The following is a 20,788-nucleotide window of genomic DNA, read 5'->3' as shown; positions in this document are numbered from 1 at the left end:
CGCTCCCGGACTCATGTGCGATTCGAGTTCGGGACCGGGAGGTGCCGCCCGCCATTCTGTTGGATCTCCCCTCCTGGTCCAGGTCTCAGGGCAACCTCGAACACCCGCGGTGGAGACAGGCCTCTGTCAACGCTCCTGGAGAGCCCCGCGGGAATTCACAATTTATATTGGTTTGTTCACACTCCTTTGGTTTAATTTCTCAATACCTTCGAATAAGTAACACAAATAAAAACATATTTACCACCACACGATAAAAATCCCTGCAATGCTACCGAAGAGAGCAGTACTCCTGTGCATCCTGGTCTTTGTGCTCGCGGCCCCCGCAGCGGCCGGGAGCATCGAGAGAATCGTCACGCCCTCAGGGAACGGTCTTGATATAACCCTCACGCTGACGGACATCCCCGTCGGGGGCATCGTCGAGACACTCCCCGACGGCTGCACGTGGACGGAGGCGGACCACCCGGAGAACCGCACCCGGGTCTCCGGGCAGCAGGTCGCCTTCGCCGTCATCGGCGAAGAGACGATCCGTTACCGGGTCCAGGGGCCGCCGGACGCCGCGGAAGCGTTCGCCGGCACATGGGAAGACCTGCTGACCGGTGAGTCGGGTACCGTGGGGGCCGGCGAGCCCCGGAACCCCGGACCTGGCGCTGCGACGGCGCCCGGCACACCCGGTTTCGGGTGTGCAGCCGCGATCGTCGCGCTTGCTGCGGCATACCGGTGGAGGTGCGGCCGGTGACCCGGCGCCTGCTCCTGCTCGCCTGCTCTCTCTGCCTCCTCGCAGGGATGGCGCAGGGGGTCCCGTGCGACCGTGACGGCGACGATACCCTGACGGCGCCGGAACTCGCGACGGCAATCCTTGACTCCCTGGACGTCCGGTTCATGGGCGGAACGGCGGCAGCCCCGTCGCCCGTCGACCTCCGGGACGCAGCGTTCGTCTATGAGCACTGGGACGGCCGGGCGCTCAAGATAACCGATACATCAGGGCGGGCGACGACGCTCACCCGTCCGCTCAGGAGGATCGCGCTCTTCAACAGCGACACCCTCGAGATGATGCGGTCGATCGGCGTGGAGCCCGACCGGGTCGTGGGCGTGAGCAAGTACACCCTCGAGGACCCGACCTACTTCCCCGAGTACCGCGGGACGGCGAACCTCGGATCGGTCTGGTCACCCGACTACGAGCAGGCGGCCGCGGTCCGCCCCGACGCGGTCTTCCTCTACGCCACCATCTCGCAGTCGTCCTGCGACGAGATTGAAGAGACGCTTTTGTCCATCGACCCCACTATCCGCTTCTTCCGGTTCGACAGCTACCGGCCGGCGGTCTACGCCGACGAGGCACGGAAGATGGGGGCTCTCCTCGGGACAGAAGAGGAAACCGAACGGTTCCTCGCGTTCCACGGGAGCGTGATGAATACCGTGGCCGGACGCATAGCCTCGATACCGGCCGACGACCGGGTGCCGGTCTACCTTGAGAGCTGGAACGACTACAAGAGTGCCGGCAAGGGCTCGGGCTACGACGAGAAGATCGAACTTGCCGGCGGCCGGAACATCTTCGCCGACACCACGGTCGAGTACCCGGTGGTCGACCCCGAGGCAGTCATCAGCAGGAACCCCGACGTCATCGTCAAGATCGTGGGCGCCGGCGAACTGGTCTTCGGGGGTTACGGCGGCGACGACCCGGCACCCTTCGAAGAGGTCTGCCGCACGATCGAGAGCCGCCCGGTCTGGGACCGGATAGGCGCGGTCAGGGACGGGCGGGTGCACGTCATCCACTCCGACGTCATCGGAGGGCCCGAGTACTTCATCGGCGTCGCATACATGGCAAAATGGTTCTACCCGGACCTCTTCCCCGATCTCGACCCCCGCGCCATTCACCGGCAGTACCTGGAGGAGTTCCAGCGACTCGACTACGACCTCGATAAACACGGGACGTTTGTGTACCCGGCATGATGACCGACTTCGGCAGACTGGAGTACGAAAAGCTCACGGAGAAGAGGGCGCTCTTCATCGCAGGCCTCATTCTGATCCTTGTAGCGCTTGTCGGGGTCGCCGTGACCCTCGGATCGGCGGACCTCCCGGTCGCCGACTCCTACCTCGCCATCCTCGCCGGGCTCTTCCCCGGAGTGGTCGACCTGCCGGACCGGATGGTCGAGTCCAACGCCGTCGGGATCGTCTGGGGCTGGCGGCTGCATCGCGTGCTCTTCGCGATCGTGGCGGGGTTCGGTCTTGCGATCGCCGGCACGGTGATGCAGGGGGTCCTCAGAAACCCGCTCGCGAGCCCCTTCACGCTCGGGATCGCCTCCGCCGCCTCGTGCGGCGCCTCGATCGCCATCATCCTCGGGGCCGGTTTCCTCTCCGGCTACCTCGTCATCGGCAACGCCTTTCTCTTCGCCATGCTCGCCGCGGGCGCCATCTACGGCATGGCCCGCCTGAAGGGCCTGGGGAGCGAGACGATGATCCTCGCCGGGATCGCACTCATGTACCTCTTCTCGGCTATCACCTCGTTCCTCCAGTACCTGGGGACCTCCGAGAAGGTGCAGGAGGTCGTCTTCTGGATGTTCGGGTCCCTGGACAAGTCGTCCTGGCCGAAACTGGCGATCGTGGCGGTCGTCGTCGCTGCCGTCGTCCCGCCCCTCCTCTGGCGCGCGTGGGACCTCAACGCCCTCGCCGAAGGTGACGAGGTGGCCAAAAGCCTCGGCGTGCCGGTGGAGCGGTCCATGGCCGGGTTCATGCTTGCCGCATCCCTCGTGACGGCGGTGATCATCTGCTTCACCGGCACTATAGGGTTCATCGGGTTGGTCGCGCCCCATATCACCCGGATGGCGATCGGGGCCGACTATCGGACCCTCATCCCCGCATCCGGGCTCGTGGGAGCTGTTCTCCTCCTCGGCGCCGACTGCCTCGCCCGCACGGCAATCGCCGGGGCGATCATCCCGGTCGGGATCATGACGGCGTTCCTCGGCATCCCGTTCTTCCTCTACCTCTTCATGCGCAGGAGGGATGTCTGATGGCGCCCCTGCTCTGCGCGCGCGGACTCTCGTTCTCGTACCGCGATCGGCAGGCGCTTGCGGACGTCTCGTTCTCACTCGATAGGGGGGAAGTCCTCGGGCTCGTCGGGCCGAACGGGTCCGGGAAGACGACGCTGATCCGGTGCCTGGACCGGATCCTCGACCCGGAAGGAGACCTCCGTCTCGACGGGCGCGACCTTTCCTCGATGAGCCGGACGGAGATCGCGCGGACTATTGCTTATGTTCCGCAGAACGGCGGCATCTCCAGTTCTGCGACGGTCTTTGAGACCATCCTGATGGGCAGGCGGCCGCACCTGCGGTGGAGCGTCTCCGAGGAGGATAAATGGAAGGTCTCGGAGGCGCTTGCCCTCCTCGATATCGGCGGCTTTGCGTCCCGCAGGGTCGACCGCCTCTCGGGAGGGGAGCGGCAGCGGGTGCTGATCGCGCGGGCGCTCGCGCAGGACGCCCGGCTCCTCCTCCTCGACGAACCGACGAGCGCGCTTGATATGCGCAACCAGATCGAGGTGATGGCCCTCCTCGCCCGGCTTGCGGAAGAACACCGGCTTGCAGTGGTGGCGGCGATCCATGACCTGAACCTTGCCGCCCGCTACTGTCACCGGATCATGATGCTGAAGGAGGGGCGGGTGCTCGGGCAGGGGGCGCCGTCTTCTCTCCTGACCGGGGGAATGATGCGCGCAGTCTATGGAATCGAGGCGGTCGTGAAGGACGAGATGGGGGTTCCGTACGTGGTCCCCCTCCGGCCGTTGGAGAATGATAATCTGGCGGAGATCCTATGAGAGTAACAATCGTAGCCTGGGGCAGCGAACTGCTGCAGTTTTCCAGTGTAGCGCGGGAGATGGGGATCGACCTTGCCGCGTGGCAGTTCCATGAACTGACGGACGATTCAGAGAAGCGGGAGAGGTGCATCGAGTCGTGCAACGGATCGGACGTCGTTTTAGTCCATCCGTCGCACGACCCCGTCTGGGACGAGATCCTGGGCGGTCTCGCGGAGGGCATTCCGGTGATAGCGTTCGGCTACACCGACGCCTCCTGGTCGGCCTCGACCGTCCCGCTTGCCGTCGTCTCCACGGTGAGCACCTACTTCCTCTATGGCGGACCTCTGAACATCGGGAACCTGATCCGGTACGTCCAGGCGGAGGTGGTTGGGGCGGACGTCGTCTACGACCCGCCGCATAAGACTCGCTGGGAGGGGATCTATCACCCGGACGTCGGTGCGGTCTTCGACGACCCGGACGTGTACCTCGCCTGGTATCCGTCCCGGCACCGCATCCGCGTCGGCATCCTTTTTTCCCGGACGCACTGGGTGAACGGGGATCTGGCCGTCGAGGATGCCCTGATACGGGAACTTGAGAGGAATTACGACGTTCTCCCGGTATTCTGCTTCGGGGTGTCCGATAAGGAGATCGGGGCGCGGTCGGATCGGGAGGTGATAGACACCTTCTTTGCGGGCCGGATCTCTGCGCTCATCGACGCAAGAACGTTCACCCCTCCCCGTGACGCCGATGCCTTCACCGAGGCGCTCGCGAAACTCGGCGTACCTGTTTTTCACCCCCTGATTCTCTATCACCGGACTGAAGCCGAGTGGAGAGCCGATACCGAGGGGATGCGCGGGAGCGACGTCTCCTGGTACGTTGCGATGCCCGAGTTTTTCGGTGTAATCGAGATGGTGCCGCTCGGTGCCGCGGAGAGCCGCGACCAGGCGGGCACGGAGGGCGAGCGGCACGTTCCCATCGCCGAGCGGGTGGAGAAGTTCGTAGGCAGGGTCAAGAAGTGGGTCGATCTTGCGTCCAGACCCGCCGCAGAGAGGCGGGTGGCTTTTATCCTCCACAACAAGCCCTGTGCCTCGGTCGAGGCGTCGGTCGGGGCCGGGGCGCACCTCGACACGCTGGAGAGCGTCGCAAGAATCCTCGAAGCGATGCGCGACCGGGGATATGCGGTCGAATGCCCGGAGAGTGGAAAAGCCCTGATCGAGACTATCATGGATCGGAAAGCCATCAGCGACTTCCGCTGGACGTCGGTTGCGGAGATCGTCTCCCGTGGCGGCGCCCTTGCGCTGGTGGAACCCGGGGAGTATGCCGCCTGGTTCGAGACGCTCCCTCCCGATGTCCGGACCCGTATCTGTGAGGCGTGGGGCCGGCCGCCGGGCGAGGAGATGGACGGTGTCCCGCCGGCGATGGTTCACGAGGGAAGGATCGTCGTCACCGGGGTGCGTTACGGGAACGCGATCGTCTGCGTCCAGCCCAAGCGCGGGTGCGCCGGCCCGCGGTGCGACGGAGAGGTCTGTCGGATCCTCCACGACCCGGGCGTTCCGCCGACCCACCAATACCTTGCGACCTACCGCTACATCGAGGAGACGTTCGGTGCGGACGTGATCGTCCATGTCGGCACGCACGGGAATTTCGAATTCCTGCCCGGCAAATCGGTCGCCCCTTCGGATGCCTGTTTTCCCGATATCGCCATCGGGACCGTGCCCCACCTCTACATCTACAATGCCGACAACCCGCCGGAGGGAACGCTCGCCAAGCGGCGGAGCTATGCGACCCTCGTCGACCACATGCAGACGGTGATGGTCGCGAGCGACCTCTATGCGGGGTTGAAGGAACTCGAAGAGCAGATCGCGGACTATCGCCGGGCAAAAGACGTCGACCGGGCAAGGGCGCACGCGCTCGAACACACCATCGCCGAACTCCTGGAGCAGACCGGCATCGCCGACGAGATCGGGCTTCGCGCCCTGCGCGAACACGGATCTTCGTTCGAGGATGTGGTCGATGCCGCCCATACCGCTGTAACCCGGATCGCCGATACCCGGATCCCCGAGGGGATGCACATCTTCGGGGAGGTGCCGGAGGGCGAGCGCCGGGTGGAGTTCGTCCATGCCATCATGCGGTATACCGGCGAGGTGAGGGGCGCGGTGCTCCGGATGATGGGGCACGACGCTTCCGTTACGGACGATGCCCTGCTGCGGGACGCCGAAGCCGCGGCAAAGAGCCTGATTGCCGCGTTCCTGGAGGGAGATCTCCCCGACCGGGCGGTGGAACGGGCGCTCTCCGGCCTTCTCGTCCGGCGCGATCCGGAAGCACTCGAAACGATCCGGGCCGGCGTCCTCGATCTTGCAGCGCGGATAGACGACTCCGACGAGATCGGGAGCCTGCTCTCGGGTTGCGCGGGGGGCTATATCGCGCCGGGTCCCTCCGGGCTGATCACGCGAGGTAAACCCGAGGTGCTCCCCACCGGGCGGAACTTCTACTCGCTTGACCCCTTCCGGGTTCCCACCCACGCCGCGTGGCGGATCGGGATGCGGCTTGCGGATAGCGTCGTTGCGAAGTACGTCGGCGAGCACGGGCGGATCCCTGAGAATATCGGTATGTACTGGATGGCATCCGATGTTATGTGGGCCGACGGCGAGCAGCTTGCGCAGATCTTCTCCCTCATCGGGGTCGAGCCAATCTGGACGGACGGCAGGGTCAGGTCCTACCACGTGATTCCGCTTGAACAACTCGGACGCCCGAGGATCGACGTCACCGTCAGGATGAGCGGGATCCTTCGTGACTGCTTCTACACCTGTATCGAACTCCTGGACGACGCTATCCGGGAGGTCGCCATACTGGACGAGCCGCCCGAGATGAACTTCGTGCGGAAGCACGCCCTCCAGGGGAGCGGGACGGCCCGTATCTTCGGGAGCGGGCCGGGCACCTATGGCAACGGCGTCAGCCTGGCGGTTTATGCATCGGCCTGGAAGGAGGATGCGGACCTTGCGGAGGTCTTTGTCCGGTGGAACAGTTATGCCTACGGACGGAGCAACTTCGGTGAAGTGTCCCGTGAGACCTTCTCCGCACAACTTGCCACCATCGACCTCACCTTCAACAAGACGGTGACCGACGAGTACGACCTTCTTGGGTGCTGCTGCTACTTCGGGGCGCACGGCGGGCTGACCGGAGCCGCGAGGGCTCTCTCGAAGCAGGACGTGTCCGCCTATTACGGCGATACGCGCGACCGGGATCGCGTGGAGGTCAGGACGCTTGCCGAGGAGGTACGGCGGGTCGTCAGGGCGAAACTCCTCAACCCGAAGTGGATCGAGGGGATGAAGCGGCACGGCTACAAGGGTGCCGGGGACATCTCCCGGCAGGTGGGCACTGTCTATGGGTGGGAGGCGACGACGCAGGAGGTGGACGACCGTATCTTCGACGATATCACCCGCACGTTTGTCCTCGACCCGGAGATGAGGCAGTTCTTCGCGGACGAGAACCCCTGGGCGCTCGAGGAGATCGGGAGGCGGCTGCTTGAGGGGCACAAACGCGGCCTCTGGGATGCCGACCCGGACGTCCTCAAGGGGCTGCAGGCGGCGTATCTGGAGATTGAAGGCTGGATCGAAGATCGGATGGGCGATGCCGGCGGCGACGTCCAGGGCGGCGCGGTCCGCGTGGTGACTGTGAATGATGCAAAGGCGCTGCAGGGAGCGCGGAGGAAGGGGTGAGCGGCGTGAAGATGGCGGATGGCGATAAGCGACGTTTCGGCAGAAACGGAGCTCGAGCGTCGTCAGATGCGCAGCCCGTTAACGCGTCGCGCTCCGCCGGTAAATCGTCTTCATGCGGCACGTTCCCGCTCCCCCTCATTCCTGTTTTCGCAGTCCGAGCAGACGTACCACGAGGAGCAGTGCCACAGCCGCAAAAATCGCCTCAAATCCCGGAGACGCAGGTGCCGCCGGATCTTCGAGCCGGATTGCATACAGGTCGTTTAGGTCGCTCACGACGATCGTCGTGCCGTCGGGAGACCACTGCTGCATCATGTATGCCGAATTGTCAGTATCGAGGGGTGCGAGGCCGGAGCCGTCGCTCTCCATCACCCAGAGCGTCTGGTTCCGCGATTCCGACCGGAAGGCGATCCTGGCACCGTCCGGAGACCAGACCGGTGATCTGTCCCAGTTTCCGGTTGTCAATTGCTCCGAACCCGATCCGTCGCTATTGATAACCCAGAGAGAGAACTCCGGCCACGTCTCCGGCGGTGCCGCGACGACGTAGGCGATCCTGGTACTGTCCGGGGACCAGGCATATTCGGACACATTCCCCTCGCTGAACGTCACCTGTGCCTTGCCCGTTCCGTCGCTCTGCATGACCCAGATCTCCCGGTTTCCCGACCCGTCCGAGAGGTATGCAATCCTGTCCCCGTGCGGCTGCCACAGGGGCAGGCGCGCATCTCCATCGGTCATCAGCGGTTTTTTGTTGCCGCCGTCCGCGTCCATGATCCAGATATTCGCTTCCGTGCGGATGGCCGAGAGGTTCACCGCAGGCGACCCTTCCTGGATGGCCGCATTCTCAAAGAGGCAGGAGGTATAGACTATCCGCCTCCCATCGCTGCTCCAGTCCGCCCCGTAGCCGGAGAGCCCCGGACTGGGGGTGATGCGGCCGCCTTCGGTCAGGCGCACCCTCCCGGTCCCGTCAGGGTTCATCGTCCAGAGGTCGAGCCCTCCTCCGTCATCGGAGAGGAAGAGGAGTTTCTTCCCGTCCGGCGACCAGGGATCGAATTCGGTGAAGAGATTCCACGAACGGTCGTCCGTCACCGATACCGGGTTTTGGCCGTCGCGCTCCATCACCCGGATGCCGGCATGGACTCCGTCGGATGAGACGAAGGCGATCCTGGCACCGTCCGGCGACCAGAAAGGATACGCATCGAATGCCGAATCGTTTGTCAGTTGAACAACGGGTGCAGCCGCTGCCGGGAGAATGCACGCGATCAGCAGCAGGACGATACAGATCGTTTTCAGGGTCATACTGGATTTTGTCATATTCACAATCCTGTATACAGTCCGGCTACTGATGCCAGTTTCCATAGAAGCCATACGATCTTCGCACCGATCGTCAGCCCCACGGGAACGAAGACCGTCACCAGTGCCTGACGAGCAGAGAGACTTCGTGCGTGACGCATACCTGCGGTCCAGAGGAATCCGCACCAGAGGAGAACAGGAATCGCAATTCCTGCATCGATCAGCGCTACGGTGGTTGCATGCGCTGCCACGCGAGCGGGAATGAAATGGTCCTGCACCGGCAGGGAGACGAACTGGAAGAGGACCAGGTGGAGGAGGCCGCCGATGATCAGGGGCGCGCATCCGTATCCCACATAGACCAGCGTCCGGAGAAACGTGCCCCGGCCTCTATACAGGTATGATACCCCGTAGAAGACTGCCGAGTAAGATATCCATGCCAGGAACGGTGAGAGAGCCGTTGCAGCCAGGCCCACGTATACGATCGGGTACGCGGACGGGTCGGCGAGCTCCAGCGTTCGGGTGTACGCGGTGATTGTATCGTAATTGCCGCCGATCTCAACCAGGAATAGGCCGCAGACGATCAGGAACGGAGTTTTCAGGTTGACGGGCCTGGTTGAACGTTCTGCAAAAAATTTATCAGGAGAAAGGCAGAGCAGTTTCAACTGTCGGAAAAATGAGGTTATCCGGGGGGAAGCGATTTCCTGCAGAGGGGGCATATATTCACCGGTTTTTATAATTTTGGAGTGTTTCAAGGGTAGATCCTACAATAACAGGTCACCTGGTCCGTAATGCGCTGGGGGAGGAGAATCGGGGGGAACTCCAGTACTTGTATGTAGTCGCATGTTGTGTCCAGTGTTACTGAAACATCATAGTAACTTGCAGTGTCACTGATGTCGTCAAAAGCATCTGTTTGGGATTTGCTACACTGGTTATCGAAAGTATGTGATATATGCGGATAATCGAATGGAGGAATCCCTATTAACGGCCAGCTCACTGTAATGTTTATTTCTATATTACACGAAGTAAGGATTTGATTAGGATCGCTAGAGATGCCAATGCATGCCCCGGCATTCCAGTACACTTCAATATAACGTCTTCCACTCAGTCTTTCAAATAATGTTGCCTCAATCATTAATACAGCATTTTTATGCTCGATTGGATTTGAATTTTCACTACATTCTCCAATTGGCACATTCGCCCAGTCACCCCAATTGCTCCAACCACCGCCTCCCATATTCACACCTCCAATAGTCCGTCCCGCATCAGGTATTGGGGGAGTACCCATCCGTTGCAGTAAACAACGCTATCCTCATGCCGGACAATATCCGCCCCCGGATATGCCTGATAGAGCCAGAACCTATTCTGATTATTTCTGTAAGAGAATCCATTGCCCGCTAGAGGCGCACCAACAGGTTTTTTCCGTATGTTTTCGTAAACTCGTCTGAAGTTTCTGCCGGATTGAAACTCAGTTTCAGGCTGATTATAGGGAGGATAAACTGATGGCTGGTAACAGATGACAGATGCACCTTTCGGTTTAATGGGCAACCTTAAGGATCTGTTGCTGCATTCCCCGATGATCGCCAGATCGTAATTCTCTTCCTCAAGTCTTTGGATGAATCGAACATAGTCATACCCGTACCACCTGAGAGCTGGGAAAACATCCCAGAACTCTCCGGGAAAAGCGCCCACGGCAATCGCATTCCTATTACTCTGCGGAAGCGTCATCCTCGGTTCAAACGTATCGAATACCAACGCTTCCGGAAGATGTAAAACACGTTTTTCGTCCAGACAGGGGCTGTCCAGAGGCTCGGGTACACCGGTAACCACTTCCAGGACATTCTTCTCCTGAAGATTTCTGTTACGAGCCTCTTCCCAGAACGTAATAATGTCGGGATCAGGAGCATAAGATCTAATGAGATTGCTGACGCACTCCGTCCATTTGCCAAGCCAATCGTAGGGAATGATCTCGTTATAATTTGAGAAAAGATCGAGGTATGCTGCCCCGATGGGAGAATAAGCCGTTGAAATCCCAATGATATAAACATCGAACCCTCTTGGCAACCATCGTTCAAGTGCACTTCGACTTTTTACCGCTTCAAGCGGGAGGCTATACTGGTAGCATCCCTCCTTCAAGTACAACCCGACATCCGATTGGCCTTTGATTCTTTGTAAACATGCCACCTTTTTGCCCTGCGCTCTATAATAGCGTTCAAGTGCCAGCAAAAGCGCAATTTTTCCCTGATCGCAATACGAAGCCATTACATACACTTCACTCATACTTCAACCTCCGGCAACAGGTTTCAAACTGGTTTCTGCACCTCTCGCGCCCGATGGCATCCCGGAGCAGCACATCATCGATTTTTTGTGGGAATCGCCCGAGAACACGCTGATTTCGTGAACAGTCCCAATACGTACCATCCGGAAGGACGGAAAGCCCCAGTATCCCTGCAATACAGCCCTTTTCCAGGCAGGTCATGGGACAGAGGACCCCCTTCTGCTCCACCCGTTCCTTGACCCGCTGCCTCTCCGACAGCCAGTCTGAATACGACAAGGGATCTAACCCATTTTCGTGAATCGGGTGATAGAGATTGAAGTTGAGCAGGTAAGACCCTGTTTCGATACAGAGATTTATGATATGATCGATGCACTTCAGGTTCTGTTTGTTGGCGGTAAATGAGATGCTGTGGCGAATGTTGTTCTCGTCCAGTAGCCGCAGCGCTCTCACCGCTTTCTCATAACTTCCTTCACCACGGATGAAATCGTGAACGCGATTGTCTCCGTCGATGCTGATCTGAATTCCGTCATTTCTTCGGAACAGACCAATGTATTGTGGGACAAGGATCCCGTTTGAACTCAGGGCAACATACCCATTCAAACCTCGTACAATGCTGCAGACTTCCCCAAACTGCGGATGCAGAAGAGGCTCCCCGCCGCTCAAAATGATCGTACTCTGCGGAAGAGGAAGATCTGCCTGCAAGAAGTCGGTACTTACCGCTCTTATCATCTCCAGCGGCATCGAGGTATTTCCTTTGTGAAGATAGCAATGCCTGCACGCCAGCTGGCAGTGATCGACGATATGGAGATCAAGGAAGTTCGCCGGCATTCATACCACTATCCTGTTCGGCACATTTTTTCCATTGCAATATCGCATCACGCGAGATTTCGTAATACTTAACTTGATAATCTTAATCATGTTTGTGATTATTTTGAAATTACTTAACATTTTCCCTTTGAGAATACGTTCAAAGCCCATCAGATTATGCGCACCTCCGGTTTGATGGCCCCCTACTCCAGCGCACAACGCTCTGCCCCTCTCATCGACCTCCACCCCGCCCCGCAGGGGGCGGGGGCAGGCATGGCGATATGCGGGGGTTCGTTACGCGACTGGTCAGAGGGCGGGAGCGTGAGCACCGTGAGGTGAGAAGAACCGGTAGTGCTCCAGCATAGAACTGATAGTCGATCTCGGCGAATTCGACCGAAAATTTCCATTATCGGGCCCTGATAAAGCCCTATTCCGGCTTTCGTTCTTTCCTGACGAGATTGGTGCCGGACCCGGCCTGTCCCTGAGTTCGACCTTTTCTCGCAAGCATGTCCTCATGCCGTGGACCGTGGTAGCCAGCGCATCTGACGATGCTCGAACTCCCGCCGTCCCGCCGGTCGTTTATCGCCATGGGGGTGGGGCTGACGGGGAGTGCGATGCTCCGGAGGAGCGGAGCATGAGAAGCCATCAGGCTTTGAGGGGGTCTTCCCCTCCCCTGTCTCGCGCAACCATCCGCACCTCCCATCAACCCCACCCCACCCGCGCTTCGCGCTCCTCCCCCGCCCCTTAAGGGGCGGGGGCAGTCATGGCGATATGCGACTGGCCGAAGGGTGCGACGGACGGAACGTCAGGAGCTTGAGCACCGAAGGTGCGGGGCAGGAGCAGGAGAAGACCGAAGGTCTTGGACTAGCGACGTTCCGGTAGGAACGACTGTCCGCAGGACAGGAGTTTGAGAAGCCATCAGGCTTCGAGGAACGGAGCTCGAGCACTGGAGGTACGTAGCCCAATGGAAAGCCGTGCCCCGATTGCATGCAAGCGGGAACACCCGAATGGGATCTCAGATGACCAGTTGTTTCGTAGGGCACTACCGAAGAACAGGAGCAGGAGCATCGTCAGGTGCGCAGTAGGATGCTCCTCTGGAAGTGTCCTTCGAGCACCGTCAGGTGCGCGTCCGGTGAACCGTCGTGTCCGGGAGTTGCTATCGCCAGGAACAGGCGGGGAAGGGGTTTGACAAATCCGGTTTTTTCGTATCGGTTGGTTCCCGGGGCACCACCCGGCATCGGGGAAGCCGGGATCGGCCGGACAGAGAAAATCAGGGACGGTGACATCGCTGGGGACCTAAGTATTACAAATATTTAATATTATATTACTTAATCTTAAGAATAGTAAATTATATATCACTCGCCGTTCTATCTCTGCCTGGCGGGCGGTGGCAGAATCGCCGAAAAGCCATGGCCACCTCACCGGGCTTCCGGGGTTCATCGTCACCGCCTGCCGAATCGCCCTGCACGGCCGGCGGGGCAGAGGTGACTGACTATGAAGAAATGCATTCGATCCGAGAAAGGCGAGATCTTCCTTGACACCGACCGTGATGCCTGGCTCTACCTCGCCCCGCGGGGCGGTGACGCAGGCGGGGCGTTCGCGCGCGGAAAGGACCTCTATCTGCACGAGCAGGAGGGGCTGCCCGATGCCTACTACATCCACTCCTGGTCGATGGATCCCGGCGAGGAAGAACTGCTTCAGACCATCACACTCCTCTCCGCCGAAGAGTTCCTGGAACTGCGGGGGCTCGTGCTGAACGTGTATCCGGAGCAGAGGGGGAGCCAGGTGCTGCGGTCCTACGGCTACGGCATCGCGGAAGAGTTCTGAGACCTCACGTTACCGGGCGGGGGCAGGGCCGCCCACGCCCGGACTGTGCCCGTATTTTGTTACAAAATAGGAATTCTTTAACATTAATTGCATCATATTCTAAAATATGTCATATTCAGCACGGAGGAACGTACTTCCGTTCACCGCCATCGTCGGCCAGGAGACGATGAAGCGTGCACTCCTTCTCAACGCCGTCAACCCGGGCATCGGCGGCGTGCTCATCCGCGGCGAGAAAGGGACCGCAAAGTCCACTGCGGTCAGGGCGCTTGCCGACGTGCTTCCCGAGATCGATGCGGTCCGGGGCTGCCCGTATAACTGTGATCCCAACGGCGGCCTGTGTACTGCCTGCGCCGGGAAGAAGGCCGCAGGCGAGGACCTGGACGTCGAGCGGCGCCGGGTCCGCGTCGTCGATCTCCCGATTGGAGCGACCGAAGACCGGGTGGTGGGCACCGTCGACGTGGAGCGGGCGATCCGTGAAGGGAGGGTAGCCATCGATCCGGGTATCCTCGCGGCGGTCAACCGCGGGATCCTCTACATCGACGAGGTCAACCTGCTCGACGACCACGTTGCCGATGTCCTCCTCGATGCTGCCGCCATGGGCGTCAACGTGGTGGAGCGGGAAGGCATATCGTTCTCCCATCCTGCCCGGTTCATCCTGGTCGGCACCATGAACCCGGAAGAGGGGGAACTGCGGCCGCAGTTGCTCGACCGGTTCGGGCTGCAGGTGACCGTGGAAGGGATCGAGGACCCTGCCCAGCGTGTGGCGGTCATCAGGGCCGCCGAGACGTTCGAGCGCGATCCCGGAGGGTGCCGGCAGGAATACGGCGCGGCGCAGGAAGAGTTGCGCGAGGAGATCGTCGCTGCACGGATGCTGCTCCCCTCCGTCACGGTCGACGACGCCCTCCTGGATGCGGTGGTGAAGGCATGCATCCGGCTCGGGGTCAGGACCCACCGCGCCGACATCGCCGTCGTCCGCACGGCAAAGACGATCGCCGCTCTCGAAAAGCGGACGGTCGTCACCCGTGACGACGTCCGGGAAGCCATGGAGCTCGCGCTTCCGCACCGGATGCGCCGGAAACCGTTCGAGGAGCCGAAGATCGACCCGGAGGAGCTCGACAGATCCCTGGAGAACGCCGGGGAGGGGCACGACCACGCTCCCCGGGACGACGGGGGCGGCGCGGCCGGTGACGGACCCTCCGGTGGGCATGATGGAGAGCCGCCCCCCTCCGGCGGGAGTGCAGCGCACGAAACTGTCCTTCCTGTCGGAGACCCGGTCGACGTCGAAAAGCTAAGCCTGCCGGGGCGGCGGGAAACCCGGGAGCGGCAGAGGGCTTCCGGGAGGCGGTTCAAGACGGTTTCAGCGGGAAACGCGGGAAAATATGTTTCTGCGCGGTATCCTGCCGGCACCGGTGATGTCGCGCTCGATGCCACACTCCGGGCCGCCGCCCCGCACCAGGCAGTGCGCGACCGGAAGGGGATGGCGGTCGCTGTCAGCGAGCAGGATCTCCGCGAGCGGGTCCGGGTGGGGAAGGTTTCCGTCGCGTGCGTCTTCGTGGTCGATGCCAGTGGTTCGATGGGAGCCATGATGCGGATGGAATCGGCCAAGGGCGCGGTCCTTTCGATGCTGGTGGACTCCTACCGGCACCGCGACCGGATCGGCCTTGTGGCGTTCCGGGGAACCAGCGCCGAGATCCTCCTCCCGCTCTGCTCGAGCGTCGATCTCGCGCAGAAACAGCTGGAGGATCTCCCGACCGGCGGAAAGACGCCGCTTTGTGCCGGCCTGATGAAAGGCATGGAGGTCCTCCTGCAGGAGCGACGGAAGAACGGCGAGGTGATCCCGATGATGGTCGTCGTATCCGACGGTCGGGCGAACGTTCCTCTCGCGGGAGATGTACGTCAGGAGATTGTCGGTATCGCCGAGGAAATCCGGTCGTACGGCATCCGTACGGTGGTCATCGATACCGAGGAGATGGGGAACTCTTTCCTGGAGTTCCGGCTCGGCTACTGCAGGGCCATTGCGGAACATGCCGACGGCGGCTACTACCCGATTGGCGATCTCTCTGCCGGGCTCCTGCACGGAATCACAGCGACCGAGCGGGATGCGGCGGCGCACCCTGCCTGAGATCCCTTTACCGGCAGAGCGGCGCGAGTTTCTCGATCAGCCGCTCCACCTGCCGGACCGCCGTCCCGATGTAGGCGTCCGGGTCGAGGAGGGCGTCGAGCTCCTCGCGGGTGACGAACGCCGTGACCTCCGGCCGCCCGGCGAGCACCTCAGCGAGGTCGCGGTCTTCGTCGAGGGCCTGCATGCTCGCCGTCCGCATCACTTCGTGGGCCTCCTGCCGGCTCATGCCCCGCTTCGTCAGTTCGATCATCACCGACTCGGCGAGGTTCACGCCGCGGAGCATCATCAGGTTCTTTCGGATGTTCTTCTTGTTGAACTCGAGGCCATCCATCACGCCGATCATCACCTTGAGGATATGGTCGGTCAGCACCGACGCCTCGGGGAAGAGCACCCGCTCGGGGGATGAGTTCGTCAGGTCGCGCTCGTCCCAGAGGACGTTGTTCTGCAAGGCGGGTTCGACCGCGGACCGGACGATCCGGGCAAGCCCGCAGACCTGCTCGCTCTTGATCGGGTTCCGCTTGTGGGGCATCGTGCTTGAGCCCACCTGCTTCTTCCCGAACGCCTCGGCGAGTTCCCCGATCTCCGAGCGCTGCATCAGCCGGATCTCAAGCCCGATCTTATCGAGTGTTGTCGCGACGTTTGCGAGGAACATGAAGTACTCCGCGTAGCGGTCCCGCGATACGATCTGGTTTGAGACGTCCACGGACCGGATCCCGAGAAACTCCATCATCGTCGCCTGGATTTCGATGCCGTTATCCCCGAGCGCTGCCTGGGTCCCCACCGCTCCCGTGAGCTGCCCGACGACGACCCGTGAGCGCATCTGGCGGAGCCGCTCGATGTGGCGGGAGACTTCGCTCGCCCAGATCGCGAACCGGAGGCCGTAAGTGGTCGGGACGCCGATCTGCCCGTGAGTGCGGCCGGCACAGACCAGGGTCTTCGTCTCGGCGCTCCGGGTGAGGAGCACGCAGAGGAGTTTGCCCAGTTTCTCCTCGATGAGCGCGAGGCTGTCGCGGAGCTGCAGGGCCGTCGCGGTATCCAGGATATCGTTTGAGGTCGCGCCATAGTGGATCCATCTGCCCGCGTCGCCGCAGACCTCGGTGACGGCCTTGACGATCGCCATCATGTCGTGGTTGATCTCGGCCTCGATCTCCTTCGCCCGCTCAAGGCGTGCCTTCGGTGCAGAAGCCGCGATAGTCTCCGCATCCTCGCGGGGGATCATCCCGTGCGCCGCCTCGGCACGGGCCAGCGCCACTTCGGCCATGACGATCGCCCGGAAGCGGTTCTCCTCGTTCCAGACGGCACGCATCTCCGGGGTGCCGTACCGGTAGTCGATGGGATGGATTGCCATAGTAGAGAAGTGTTGGCATTCTCGCTACAAAAAAGGGTTGCCGGAAGGCTGCTCTCCACTCCCCGGGAAGCAGACTGTCGCCCCGGTTCTATCGCTATGGAGGCCTATTCCGTAGCGATAGTGGGAGTTGTCCGGTGGAGAGTCTCCGGACCGCCGGCAATGGGGGGCTCTCCCGGAAGCCCGAAAGATACTAGTCACGATCTCCCTAATGATCTTGTCGGGAGATCTCCCGACCGACAACCGATCCCGGTGAACTCCGTGAGGTCCGGAGGATAGCATTCATGAGCGAGTATCAGGATATATTCGGTAGAATTGTCAGCCTTCTTGAGAAGCGATCGCCGCAGGGCCTCTCCATCTCCGCAATCTCCCGCGAACTCGGGATGAACCGGGCTACCGTCGCCAAGTACCTCGAGATGCTCCAGTCGAGCGGGGACGTGAGCATGCAGCGGTTCGGAAGATCGAAGCTGTACACCCCGGCGCAGCGGGTCCCGCTCTCGGAACTCTTTGACCGCCTCTCAAACGCGATCGTCATCCTGGACGCCGACCTCCAGATCCTCATGGTGAATACGAGTTTCATCAGGACTCTCGGCATCCACCGCGGGAGAAACATCCTCGGCGCCTCCCTCTTCGACCTGAACCTCCGTATCTTCTCGGACCCGACCATCATGCGGAATATCGAGAGGGTCCGGCAGTCCGGCACCTACCTCTCCGAGATGCAGTACATCGAGGACAGCACGAACCACATCTATCACATCGAGTTTGCCCCGACGGTCTCCCATGTGGGGAAGCCGGGGATCCTGATCAGCCTGCAGGATATCACGGCGTGGAAGAACACCGAAGCCGCCCTGAAGTACTCGGAGAAGATGATCCGGACGATCTTCGAGAGGGTTCCCAGCGGGATCATCCTTTTTACGGCCGATGGGACCGTTCTCAACGCAAATCGTGCGTCCCTGGGGATCCTCGGCCTGAACGGGGTTCAGGAACTGGCGGAAGGAAATATCTTCGATATCTCCTGCTATAAAGGGAAGATCCTCGAGTTGATCCGGCAGGGAAAAGTCGCCGAGACGGAACTCGCCTGCGATTTCGACCGCCTGAAACGGGATCAGCGGATTCCGAGCACCCGGTCGGGCGTCGCTTACTTCGACGTGGTCTTCACCCCGATCACTCCAGACGGCGGGGTGACCTCACACGAGTTCGCCATCCTCTTCAGGGATATCACCACTGAGCGGCTGGCCCGGAAGGAGCTGGCCTTCAAGGAGACGCGCTACCGGTCGTTCTTCGAGAAGGCCTGCAACGGCGTCCTGATCTACGAGCCGATTGAGGGAGGAAACGAGTACATCATCAAAGACGTTAACGGGGTAACAGCAGCCCTCCTGCGGATGAACAAAGAAGACCTCGTCGGGAGGAAACTCTTCGAGGAATTCCCCGATCTCCCGAACCCGTACGTGCACGATCTCCTGTATCGCGTTCTGACCACCGAAAAGCCGGAGTTTGTTACACCGCTCAAATACCGGAACCGCGAGGACTTTCCCTGGATCTCCCATTATGTCTTCAAACTACCTTCCGGAGAGATCGCGTCTTTTATGATCGACGTATCGGATGCTGTCCGTAAGGAGGCTGAAGCGCCGTTCCAGGCGTGCAATGCTCGTGTAACGCGAGAGAATGACTTTTCTGGAATTAGTATATAAAACATTCTCTTATTGTTGAACACAGCCCCCCTCCTGCCCTCCGGGTGTAACCCCCCGCTCCCCGCGTGTCCTGGGGATTGTCGGGCTATTCGTGCTGGAATCCCAACGATTCTCCTGATAATTTGACGATCCCCCGGTGGTATGATCCAAGATGAATCGCGGGGCAGGCCAATATCTCCGATCGCCGTCCGGGCATTGTTGAACATTAAACGATATCTATATAGTCAGTCGCAAACATTATTCTTTCTGCGGAGAACTAGTCCGCACACCACAACAGGATCGGAAGAGAACCTTCAATGGGGTAGGATGGCCGTGATCCACCACAGATAAGTGGGATTAGATGTGTGGACCTCAGCTGCCGTACCAGTGCTCTCGTTGGAACTGGTAGCGTATCAAGATTTGGGTAGGCCTGCCCCTGGATAGGTGACTTTGCCGATCATCAGGAGACCAGTACCATGAAGACACAGATGGGTTACTTTGCATCTATTGAGCAGTACCGCCCCATGGATGCGCTTGAACAGGCAGTCAGAGCAGAAAATGTCGGTTTCGATTCTATCTGGGTAGACGACCACTTCCACCCCTGGTATCACACCAATGCACAGACGGGGCAGGCCTGGGCCTGGATGGGTGCAGCACTCCAGGCCACCAAGAAGGCGTTCTTCTCGACGTGCATCACCTGCCCGATCATGCGGTACAACCCGGGAGTCGTCGCACAGACGTTCGCCACCCTCCGGCAGATGTACCCCGGTCGTGTGGGCATTGCCGTGGGCGCCGGCGAGGCGTTGAACGAGGTGCCGGTCACCGGCGAGTGGCCGAGCGTACCGGTGCGGCAGGACATGACCGTCGAGGCCGTCGAAGTGATGCAGAAACTCTGGGAGAGCAAGGAGCCCGTCTCCTTCAAGGGCAAGTATTACACCTTCGACAAGGCGTTTCTGTACACCAAGCCCGACGACAAGGTTCCGCTCTACTTCAGCGGAATGGGTCCGAAGGGAGCACAGCTGGCAGGGAAGCACGCCGACCACCTCATGACGGTGTCTGCGCCGCCCTCCGTGCTGAAGAATGTCACCATCCCGAACTTCGAGAAAGGCGCCCGCGAGGCCGGGAAGGACCCGAGCAAGATGGAGCACGCCATGCTCGTCTGGTACTCGGTCGACGCCGACTATGACAAAGCCATTGAGGCACTGCGCTTCTGGGCCGGCTGCCTGGTTCCCGCCATGTTCAAATACAAGGTCTCCGATGCAAAGGAGGTCGAACTCCATGCAAACCTTGTCGGACATGACATGATGAAGGACAACTTCATGGTCGCAACCGACGCCGAAGGGATGATCAAGGAGATCGAGCGGTTCAAGGCTGCAGGCATCAACCACTTCTGTCTCGGCAACTCGAGCCCGAACGTGAACCTCGGCATCGATATCTTCAAGGAGATCATCCCCGCCGTCACGGAATGAACCGGGCTTGCCCGGTCCATCCCGATCTATGGGAGAAACGATGGAAAACCAGAACATTGCCCGGCTCATGGAGGAGGGTGCCGCCTTCTTCCCTGCAGAGAAAGCGGGCAGGCGACCCGTGTGGTACTCGAACCCGGCATGGACCGGTGTCGCCCTGGCGGATCTCGCGCCGGGAGCGGACACGAAGGGGTCGTTCTCTTCCCATCTCGTCAGGGTGCGTAAGGACTGTGAGGTTCCTGACCACCTTCACGAGAGCCAGTGGGAGTGGAACGCCATCCTCGCCGGGCACGGGAAGATGATCCTCGATGGGAGAGAGATACTCTTCAAGCCCGGGGACACCTTCACCACGCCGCCCGGCGTCCGTCACACCGTCATCGCCGACAAGGAGGATCTCGCACTGCTGGCAGTATTTGTTACCGGCCCGAAGTGATGGCAGGGGTTTCCCGGCCTCATTCTTCCCGATATCACACCTCCGTGTCCGGTGCC

At 60.8% G+C, this 20,788-nt stretch carries 17 protein-coding genes; 10 read left to right on the top strand and 7 right to left on the bottom strand.

Features of this window, described 5'->3' with window-relative positions:
• Window positions 1-265: 265 nt before the first annotated feature.
• Genes BRA49_RS08025 through cobN form a run of 5 tightly spaced genes read left to right on the top strand, consistent with a single transcriptional unit; the run spans window position 266 to window position 7,500 of the window.
• Entirely contained in the window at window positions 266-736 is a 471-nt protein-coding gene (locus BRA49_RS08025; protein ID WP_292385006.1) for a PGF-CTERM sorting domain-containing protein, read from the top strand.
• The gene (locus tag BRA49_RS08020) at window positions 733-1,947 is read left to right on the top strand and encodes an ABC transporter substrate-binding protein (protein ID WP_292385005.1); all 1,215 of its coding nucleotides are present in this window, start codon (window positions 733-735) and stop codon (window positions 1,945-1,947) included. The genes BRA49_RS08025 and BRA49_RS08020 overlap by 4 nt, the downstream gene beginning before the upstream one ends.
• Complete coding sequence (locus BRA49_RS08015) at window positions 1,944-3,005, top strand: FecCD family ABC transporter permease (RefSeq protein WP_292385003.1); 1,062 nt, start codon at window positions 1,944-1,946, stop codon at window positions 3,003-3,005. Before BRA49_RS08020 ends, BRA49_RS08015 begins: the two co-directional genes overlap by 4 nt.
• Window positions 3,005-3,802 (top strand): ABC transporter ATP-binding protein, encoded by a 798-nt coding sequence (locus BRA49_RS08010; protein ID WP_292385001.1) that lies wholly within the window; start codon window positions 3,005-3,007, stop codon window positions 3,800-3,802. Before BRA49_RS08015 ends, BRA49_RS08010 begins: the two co-directional genes overlap by 1 nt.
• Entirely contained in the window at window positions 3,799-7,500 is a 3,702-nt protein-coding gene (gene cobN, locus BRA49_RS08005; RefSeq protein WP_292384999.1) for a cobaltochelatase subunit CobN, read from the top strand. The genes BRA49_RS08010 and cobN overlap by 4 nt, the downstream gene beginning before the upstream one ends.
• Window positions 7,501-7,635: 135 nt before the next feature.
• On the opposite strand, the gene BRA49_RS08000 is transcribed toward cobN, so the two are convergent.
• The 6 genes from BRA49_RS08000 to BRA49_RS07975 all read right to left on the bottom strand — a co-directional run bounded on the left by BRA49_RS08000 (window position 7,636) and on the right by BRA49_RS07975 (window position 12,515).
• Window positions 7,636-8,808 carry a PGF-CTERM sorting domain-containing protein gene (locus BRA49_RS08000; RefSeq protein WP_292384997.1) on the bottom strand — a complete coding sequence of 391 codons (1,173 nt, stop codon included), beginning with the start codon at window positions 8,806-8,808 and terminating at the stop codon, window positions 7,636-7,638.
• 2 nt (window positions 8,809-8,810) lie between these two features.
• Window positions 8,811-9,449, bottom strand: a complete 639-nt coding sequence (locus BRA49_RS07995) for a Yip1 family protein (protein ID WP_292384996.1) — start codon at window positions 9,447-9,449, stop codon at window positions 8,811-8,813.
• An 86-nt stretch (window positions 9,450-9,535) separates the two neighbouring features.
• Window positions 9,536-10,021: a hypothetical protein gene (locus tag BRA49_RS07990; RefSeq protein ID WP_292384994.1), complete on the bottom strand. Its 486-nt coding sequence runs from the start codon at window positions 10,019-10,021 to the stop codon at window positions 9,536-9,538.
• A 2-nt stretch (window positions 10,022-10,023) separates the two neighbouring features.
• Window positions 10,024-11,064 carry a hypothetical protein gene (locus BRA49_RS07985; RefSeq protein WP_292384993.1) on the bottom strand — a complete coding sequence of 347 codons (1,041 nt, stop codon included), beginning with the start codon at window positions 11,062-11,064 and terminating at the stop codon, window positions 10,024-10,026.
• Window positions 11,057-11,890 (bottom strand): radical SAM protein, encoded by an 834-nt coding sequence (locus tag BRA49_RS07980; protein ID WP_292384991.1) that lies wholly within the window; start codon window positions 11,888-11,890, stop codon window positions 11,057-11,059. Before BRA49_RS07980 ends, BRA49_RS07985 begins: the two co-directional genes overlap by 8 nt.
• Before the next feature lie 406 nt (window positions 11,891-12,296).
• Entirely contained in the window at window positions 12,297-12,515 is a 219-nt protein-coding gene (locus BRA49_RS07975; protein ID WP_292384989.1) for a hypothetical protein, read from the bottom strand.
• A gap of 848 nt (window positions 12,516-13,363) precedes the next feature.
• Between BRA49_RS07975 and BRA49_RS07970 the strand changes: the two genes are divergently transcribed.
• Window positions 13,364-13,696, top strand: a complete 333-nt coding sequence (locus tag BRA49_RS07970) for a hypothetical protein (protein ID WP_292384987.1) — start codon at window positions 13,364-13,366, stop codon at window positions 13,694-13,696.
• Between the two features lie 106 nt (window positions 13,697-13,802).
• Window positions 13,803-15,818, top strand: coding sequence for a magnesium chelatase subunit D family protein (locus BRA49_RS07965; protein WP_292384985.1), 2,016 nt, complete (start codon window positions 13,803-13,805; stop codon window positions 15,816-15,818).
• A 7-nt stretch (window positions 15,819-15,825) separates the two neighbouring features.
• Here the strand turns inward: BRA49_RS07965 and purB are convergent, their stop codons facing one another.
• The gene (gene purB, locus BRA49_RS07960; RefSeq protein ID WP_292384983.1) at window positions 15,826-17,166 is read right to left on the bottom strand and encodes an adenylosuccinate lyase; all 1,341 of its coding nucleotides are present in this window, start codon (window positions 17,164-17,166) and stop codon (window positions 15,826-15,828) included.
• Between the two features lie 281 nt (window positions 17,167-17,447).
• On the opposite strand from purB, the gene BRA49_RS07955 reads away from it, so the two are divergent.
• The 3 genes from BRA49_RS07955 to BRA49_RS07945 all read left to right on the top strand — a co-directional run bounded on the left by BRA49_RS07955 (window position 17,448) and on the right by BRA49_RS07945 (window position 20,732).
• The gene (locus tag BRA49_RS07955; protein WP_221058089.1) at window positions 17,448-18,854 is read left to right on the top strand and encodes a PAS domain-containing protein; all 1,407 of its coding nucleotides are present in this window, start codon (window positions 17,448-17,450) and stop codon (window positions 18,852-18,854) included.
• Between the two features lie 455 nt (window positions 18,855-19,309).
• Complete coding sequence (locus tag BRA49_RS07950; protein ID WP_221058090.1) at window positions 19,310-20,302, top strand: TIGR03557 family F420-dependent LLM class oxidoreductase; 993 nt, start codon at window positions 19,310-19,312, stop codon at window positions 20,300-20,302.
• 40 nt (window positions 20,303-20,342) lie between these two features.
• The gene (locus BRA49_RS07945; RefSeq protein ID WP_221058091.1) at window positions 20,343-20,732 is read left to right on the top strand and encodes a cupin domain-containing protein; all 390 of its coding nucleotides are present in this window, start codon (window positions 20,343-20,345) and stop codon (window positions 20,730-20,732) included.
• Window positions 20,733-20,788 lie beyond the last annotated feature (56 nt).

It is taken from the genome of Methanoculleus sp. UBA430 (genome assembly GCF_002506585.1).
Lineage (GTDB): Archaea > Halobacteriota > Methanomicrobia > Methanomicrobiales > Methanoculleaceae > Methanoculleus.
This window is presented reverse-complemented; position numbering and strand designations above follow the sequence as displayed.